6 protein-coding genes are annotated in these 7,146 nt (G+C 59.4%); all 6 read right to left on the bottom strand.

Features of this window, described 5'->3' with window-relative positions:
- The coding region (locus tag GCE01_RS16180) for an error-prone DNA polymerase (protein WP_408735629.1) at nucleotides 1-2,858 on the bottom strand (2,858 nt) is incomplete at its 3' end.
- A gap of 9 nt (nucleotides 2,859-2,867) precedes the next feature.
- Nucleotides 2,868-3,101 carry a hypothetical protein gene (locus GCE01_RS16185; protein WP_099213657.1) on the bottom strand — a complete coding sequence of 78 codons (234 nt, stop codon included), beginning with the start codon at nucleotides 3,099-3,101 and terminating at the stop codon, nucleotides 2,868-2,870.
- The gene (locus GCE01_RS16190) at nucleotides 3,101-4,630 is read right to left on the bottom strand and encodes a Y-family DNA polymerase (RefSeq protein WP_244591282.1); all 1,530 of its coding nucleotides are present in this window, start codon (nucleotides 4,628-4,630) and stop codon (nucleotides 3,101-3,103) included. The genes GCE01_RS16185 and GCE01_RS16190 overlap by 1 nt, the downstream gene beginning before the upstream one ends.
- Nucleotides 4,515-5,306: an ImuA family protein gene (locus GCE01_RS16195; protein ID WP_099213659.1), complete on the bottom strand. Its 792-nt coding sequence runs from the start codon at nucleotides 5,304-5,306 to the stop codon at nucleotides 4,515-4,517. Before GCE01_RS16195 ends, GCE01_RS16190 begins: the two co-directional genes overlap by 116 nt.
- Nucleotides 5,307-5,809: 503 nt before the next feature.
- A complete protein-coding gene (locus GCE01_RS16205) occupies nucleotides 5,810-6,478 on the bottom strand; it encodes a ParA family protein (RefSeq protein ID WP_099213661.1) in 669 nt (222 codons plus the stop codon).
- 98 nt (nucleotides 6,479-6,576) lie between these two features.
- On the bottom strand, nucleotides 6,577-7,146 hold a 570-nt coding region (locus GCE01_RS17315), incomplete at its 5' end, for a nucleotide-binding protein (RefSeq protein WP_244591283.1).

Raw genomic sequence — 7,146 nt, forward strand, 5'->3', positions numbered from 1 at the left:
ATCCGGCGTCCATCCCGCAGATACGGAAGATCCCCGCAACGCACGATCCCTTCTTTTCGCAGTCCCTCCCGCAAAAACGCCACCGGATGCCCGTTCAGACTGAGTCCTGTCGCCCGGTAATCCTCATGCACCGACGCCCGCTCTGACATCATCGGCAAGGCAATCTCCGGCTCGATCACTTCTGGCAGCGGAAAGTTCCGGCCCCGATCCGCTGCCTCAAACAACAGCAGGGCCGTGTCCGCCAGTCCCTTGATTGACCACAGGGCAGCACGGCGCATTTGCCCGAACACCCGAAACGCATCAGCCGCCGCCAGACATTCCAGGGCCGAGACCGGCACATCCGCACGACGCCACACATCATCAATGCTTTCATAGTCCGGCATCCGGGCCGCGATCAGGGCCGCACCGTGCCCGTTTGCCAGCCCCTTCACCATCCGAAAGCCCAGCCTGACGGCCGCCGGCCGCCCGCTCCGGCCGCGCTCCAGCGTGCAATCCCATCGGGAGGCGTTGATGCAGATCGGCCGGACCTCGACCCCGTGACGCTGAGCGTCCTGAACAATCTGCGAGGGCGCATAAAATCCCATGGGCTGGCTGTTCAGCAGGGCCGCGCAGAACACATCCGGGTAGTGACACTTCATCCAGGCCGAGGCGTAGGCAATCAGGGCAAACGACGCCGCGTGGCTTTCGGGGAAGCCGTAACTGCCAAAACCTTCGAGCTGCGCGAAGGTCTGCTCGGCAAAGTCCTGCTCATAGCCATTGGCCAGCATCCCGTTCACCAGCTTGTCCCGGAACGGCGACACGCCTCCGGTCATTTTGAACGTCGCCATGGCACGGCGGAGCTGGTCCGCCTCGCCTGGCGTGAAGCCCGCGCAATGGATCGCCACCTGCATAGCTTGCTCCTGGAATAGCGGGACACCCAGTGTTTTCCCCAGAATGCCACGCAGGGTCTCGGACGGGTAGGTGACAGGCTCCAGCTTTTCTCTCCTGCGGAGATAGGGATGGACCATGTCGCCCTGTATCGGCCCCGGCCGCACGATCGCCACCTGAATGACCAGATCATAGAAGGTCCTGGGTTTCATGCGCGGCAGCATCGACATCTGCGCCCGGCTCTCGATCTGGAACGTGCCGAGCGTGTCCGCCTTCTGGATCATACGGTAGGTCTGCGGATCCTCGGCCGGGATCGCGGCGAGATCCATGCGGGTCTGATACACGGTGTGCAGCAGCTCGAACCCGCGACGCAGACAGCCGAGCATCCCGAGACCCAGAACGTCCACCTTCATGAAGCGCAGGACGTCGATGTCGTCCTTGTCCCAGACGATGATCTGCCGCCCGTCCATGGCGGTCGGCATCAGGGGGACGAGTTCATCCAGGCGATTCTCGGTCAGCACAAACCCGCCCGGATGGGTGCCGAGCTGGCGGGGAAAGCCCAGAAGCAGACGTGCGAGATGGAACGTTAGACTGAGTCGGCGATCCTTCAGGTTCAGGCCAAGATCGGCCGCACGCGCCTTGCACAGATCGGGATCGGCTAACGACGAGGCGATGTGTTTTGAAAGCTGGCCGGTCAGATCTTCCGGGAGCCCCAGAACCTTACCCACTTCCCGTAACGCGCCTTTGGGCTGATAGCGCTGCACGGTCGCGCACAGGGCCGCGCGGTGGCGGCCGTAGTGTCGGTAGATCCACTGGATGACCTCTTCTCGGCGGTCGCTCTCGAAATCGACGTCAATATCCGGCGGCTCCTGCCGTTCGGCCGAGATGAAGCGCTCGAACAGAAGACCCGAGCGGATCGGGTCAATACTGGTGATTCCCAGGACGTAGCAGATGGCCGAGTTCGCGGCAGATCCCCGTCCCTGACAGACAATCCCGAGTGAGCGGGCATGACGCACGATCGTATTCACGGTCAGGAAATACGGCGCGTAGGACAGAGAGCCGATCAGCCTCAGCTCGTGGGCAATCTGCGTTTCAACCTCTGGGGGCGCCCCGGCCGGGTAGCGACGCGGCAGTGCGACCTGGACCAGGCGTGTCAGGGTGTCCTGCGCACTCTCGCCCGTGCGCTCGGTTTCGGTCGGATACTGGTACGTCAGGTCATCGAGACTGAAGATGCAGGCCTCGGCAATCCGCCGCGTGTTGGCCAGGGCGTCCGGAAAGGCGGCAAACAGGCGTGCCTGTTCTTCAGGGGCTTTCAGATGGCGATCGGCGTGAGCGTGACGGCGGTTGCCGAGATCATCGACGGTGCAGCCTTCCCGGATCGCCGTGACGACGTCCTGCAGAACGTGCCGGCGCGCATCGTGGTAGAGAACATCTCCCGTCACAACGCAGGACAGACCTTGTGCCGCACTGAACGCCGCGAGCGCGTGAAGCCGCGCCAGGTCTCCCGGCTGCCGGAGCATCGTCAGCGCGAGAAACCGGCTCTCTTCTTCGCCTGCCCTTTGTCCCGGCAGATCCAGCAGGTTCTGAACCTGACCAGAAACTTCTGCCAGATCCTCAGGCGGCAACAGGATCAGGAGGAGATCGGGTGCCGCTGCGACGAGATCCTCCCACCCCAGAAGGAACACGTCCCGCTCGCCACGATGATGACCAAGGGTCAGGAGCTGGCACAGACCCGCCCAGCCCGCACGGTTGCGGGGATAGGCCAGGAGCACACTGCCATCGCGCAGAGTTAGACGGCATCCGGGCAGGAGACGCAGACCGGCCTCACGCGCCGCCAGATAGGCGCGGATTACCCCGGCCACGGTATTCCAGTCGGTCAGACCGATGGTGTCATACCCCAGGGCCTTCGCCTGGAACATCAGCTCATCCGGCTGGCTGCCTGAACGCAGGAACGAAAACGAGGACGTCACCTGCAATTCGACGTAAGGCATAATCACGGCCTAGCGCCTGTGCGGGTGGAGGTGCCGGCTGCTGTCAGGCGCGTTGCTGGTCGGCGCGCGCATCACGACAAATCCGGAGCGTTCCAGATAGGCGACCAGACGCTCGGCCACGAGACGGGCCATCAGTTCGGCGGCGTCATGCGTGCGCCTGCGTCCGTCATAGCACAGCGCGTGCATCAGCACTTCGGCCACGTCCGAGGTGCTGGCCGGGATCAGGTCATCACGGGGCTCCATCAGAACACCCCCTGAAGAAACCAGTCGCCCGACCCAGACCACTCATGGGCTCCGTCCCCTTTGCGAAACAGCCACAGGCGCAGGCCGGTCGTGGTTTCAACCTGCCAGTAATCGCGGATCGCGCCGTAGCTTTCGGCCGTCTGCCACCACTCACCCAGCAGACGTTCGGGGCCATCGGCCGCCGCGATGCGATGCGTCTGGCGTTTGAGGACGAACTGGCGGGGCGCACCGTCCGGGTGCAAGGCTGTTACCTGCACCCGGACGGGCAGATCGAACAGAATGTTCGGTCGCGCCCAGAGCATCTGGCTCGCGTTCGTGGACTCTGCCACGTCGCCAGGAGAAATGCGAGATTGTCCATCCTCGGGCCAGGCGGAAAACCGGGGCGCAAGCTGGTGGACCGAAACAACGCCCGGACGGTTCAACAGCCGGTCAATCAGCGTGGCCGGGAGAGCGGGCTCCGAGGATGCGCCGACGTCTGGCAGGATAGACCGCTCAGGCCCGACTTCGAGCGGTTCGTTTGCGCTGACGGTCAGGATGACGGTTTCAATTCCAAACTCGGGCGCGATCTGCGCGATCTGATCTCTGAGCAGGCGCGTCAGACGTGTCACGTCAGCCGTCGGATCGGATGTCCCCACGCGGATGGCTTGAATGGATCCGTCCACGCGCACACAGAGAAAGTCGAGCTGACGCGCCCCCTCCCCGCGCGCCGTCAGCTTTTCGCAGACAACCGGCACAAGTGCGGCAATCACCGTGGCAATGGCGTCCGGTGTGCTGATGGGCTCGACCAGAGACCGGGTCAGGGAAATCCGGTCCGCAGGTTGAAACACGCTGAGCGGACTGGCCTGCCGTCCCAGAGCCTCATCGAGACAGCTCAGGAGCTGCGCGCCAAAGCGCTTGGCCAGAGGCGCGCGTGGGAGATCTGCAAGGGCGCCAATGGTGTTCAGGCCTAGCCGGGTGAGGCTGGAGATTGTCTTTTCGGGTAACGGAAGTGCAGAACAGGGCAACGGACGCAGAGCCTGTTTCTGCTGACCGGGAGGCACGAGACAGATCCGGTCGATCCGCGAGCGGGCCAGAGCGCGTGAGGCTGCGGCCGTATCGCTCAACGCTACAGAGCAAGAATGCCCCCTCGCCTGCAGGCGTTCTCTGACGAGATCCAGCATCGTCGCCTCACCCCCGTAAAGGTGGGCGCATCCGGTGGTATCGCTGTAGAGACCGTCCGGAGCATCGAACGCGGGCAGCGGCGACAGCCAGATCAGCCAGGAGCACAGATCGGTCAGCGCTGCCCTCTGTGCTTCTGCGTCTTCTTCGGCGGTCAGAAGATCCGGAACGAGGGAGCGAGCCTGTGCCAGCGGCATTCCCGGTGTCAGTCCGGCCGCGAGCGCAGCCGGACTGACACCGGTGACGGTGTGACGGTTATGTGCCAGCGCGTGCACAACGAGTGGTCTGTCGGTCGGATAGTTTCCCGGGCGGGAAAGCTGGAGGCGCTCGGTGCGCCAGAAGGGCATCCAGAGAGCGAGAAAGCGGCGCATGATCGGTGCAGTCGAGGATCCAATAAGCAGGGCGGCCTCCCCTCACCCGCAGCAGCGCGGCAGAAAGGCGTCGGGAACCGGGAAGCGGCATGGCCAGTCCCGGAAGCGTTTGAGGCGATGAAGGATGAGAGAGGATCCGCCACCGCGTGGCGCACGCACAGGGGTCTTTCCCAGGCGCTTGTGCGAGGGGGGCAGAGCGCAGGAAAAAGCCTGTGTTCCCGCTTGCCTCCACAGCCAGATTGAGGCGGCGGATTTCCTTGAGCGTTGGGACGTGGCGTCCTGCGACCACGGCCAGTGCGCGTTCTGGTCCACGCAACACGTCTTCGGCGACCGACAGTAGGTTGTCCGGCTGCGTTTCAATGCAGACCAGATGTTCCAGTGAAACGCCGGATTGATGCAGCCCGCAGGCGTTCAGTTCGGCAGGTGTATCGCTGATCCAGAAGACCGGCCCCCTGCCCTCTTTCAGGATGGGCAGCAGCATGGCGAGACTGGCTCCGATTTCCAGAGGATCGGAGATCAGGAAGTCATGCAGGCTACCCGTTTTGAGGCCGCCGCCGAGATGCTCATCGACGGCAGAATGCCCGGTAGGCAGCGTGTCAGTATGGGAATGAGGAAGGCTTCGACGCTCCAGGCGTCGGACCTGCTCGCGCAGTCGCGCCACGGCGTCCGTTGTCATCTTTGTTCTCCTTGGCGAGAACACAAAGAGAACAAAAGGCCCTTAAAGGCAAGAAAATTATCGAAGGCACACTTGTCAAGAGCCTTAGGAGGCGAGGTTAGACCACGATTTTTGGCATTTCAGGAACATCTCTAACAAAACCAGATTCCTAATAAAGGGTATAAAACCGGTATTAGATTAAATCCAGATTACATATTTAATACCGGTAATATAATTATTTCCGGTATCATTAATAATCTTCCTATTTTTGGTTGCTGTAGGAGCGCCACATAATTTCGATCAGTGCGCCTTGCGTGATGCCTAGGCGCTCGGCCTCAGCGGCTATCGCGTCCCCAATCTCTGGCATGATTTTAGGGTGAATCTGATAAGTTCTAGGGCTGGGCTTCCGACCAGGCTTCCGTCGTGGGGTGCGATCTAAGAAGCCATGAGCCTCCCCTACAGCATCCACTAACTTAGTTTGCTGCACGCTTTCGTCTTTCGGACGTGCCCGTAGTCCTGCAAGTCTATTTGAGCCGGTCATATACAGCCTCCGCAAAACCCCTTGCGTTTTCTAGGGCCTTGTCCACTTTTCCGCCTGTTGTCATCTCTTTATTTTCGAGCATCGATGTCAAATCGCCCCCATAGGCAAATAGCTCAGAAAAGGCTGCCCTGGAGACTAATGACGGTTGTATGAGGTCGATGCCTTCCGATTTGAGCTGGCGTTCAAGATCTTTCTGAACGCGACTTTTTATCGCGGCACTTGTTTTTGTAAGCACCACAGCATGACGGATCGTTCTTCCGAGAGCATCCTCTTCTTCTCTTACGAGAGCCAAGGCTTCCGAACCAATCTCAGCGTCCAAAGCTGTTGCCTGCATCGGTACAATCACTAGGTCAGCCTGTGATATGGCGCGACTGACAAGTTGTGAAGCGACACCTTCAAGATCAACTATGACGATTTTTCCGTCGCCATCGGCTCTTTTGATTGTCTGGACAATTTCGGACCGGCCCACGTCTGATACTAGGCGAATGCCAGATGGGATGCTTCGAGAAGCCCAACGTGTAAGCGAGTGGTTTGGGTCGCAATCCAGAACCGTAACTTCGGCGTTCATTCGCGCAAACTCTGTCGCCAAAAGCACGGCACAGGTTGATTTTCCTACTCCCCCCTTGGGGCTAGCCATCACAATTACGGGCATCAATCTCTCCAGATTAATACAATAACCGGTATTAAATAAATAACCGGAATCGTTTCGGTAATCTGTAATATATACGATACCTGAAATAAATCAATAACCTAAATTAATTCCATAACCGGTAATATATAGCAAACCGGAATAATACCGGAAAAACCAAAAATCGGCAGTTCATAGGGGTTTAGAGGATAGCGGGATGGAATGATTGAAAGAAAGCGCTGACTGGGAGTCACACTTTTGACTGTCTGAACAATTTTGGACCGGCCCACGTCTGATACTAGGCGAATGCCAGATGGGATGCTTCGAGAAGTCCAACGTGTAAGCGAGTGGTTTGGGTCGCAATCCAGAACCGTAACTTCGGCGTTCATTCGCGCAAACTCTGTCGCCAAAAGCACGGCACAGGTTGATTTTCCTACTCCCCCCTTGGGGCTAGCCATCACAATTACGGGCATCAATCTCTCCAGATTAATACAACAACCGGTATTAAATGACATACCTGAATCGTTTCCATAACCAGTAATATATCGACAACCGGTAATATATAACAAACCAGAATAGTACCGGAAAAATTGGTAATGGATTGTGGTTTTGATGGTGGCAGAAATGGAAAGATTGCAGGAAAGCGCAATAGAAGAAAGAGCTGGCTGGGAGCCGCCCAGCCCGCAACAGTT

It is taken from the genome of Gluconobacter cerinus, from assembly GCF_002723935.1.
GTDB classification, from domain to species: domain Bacteria; phylum Pseudomonadota; class Alphaproteobacteria; order Acetobacterales; family Acetobacteraceae; genus Gluconobacter; species Gluconobacter cerinus.

Coding starts and splice junctions, on each gene's coding strand:
- GCE01_RS16185 (WP_099213657.1), bottom strand. CDS start 3,101: ATGGAGCCCCGTGATGACCTGATCCCGGCCAGCACCTCGGACGTGGCC.
- GCE01_RS16190 (WP_244591282.1), bottom strand. CDS start 4,630: ATGCGCCGCTTTCTCGCTCTCTGGATGCCCTTCTGGCGCACCGAGCGC.
- GCE01_RS16195 (WP_099213659.1), bottom strand. CDS start 5,306: ATGACAACGGACGCCGTGGCGCGACTGCGCGAGCAGGTCCGACGCCTG.
- GCE01_RS16205 (WP_099213661.1), bottom strand. CDS start 6,478: ATGCCCGTAATTGTGATGGCTAGCCCCAAGGGGGGAGTAGGAAAATCA.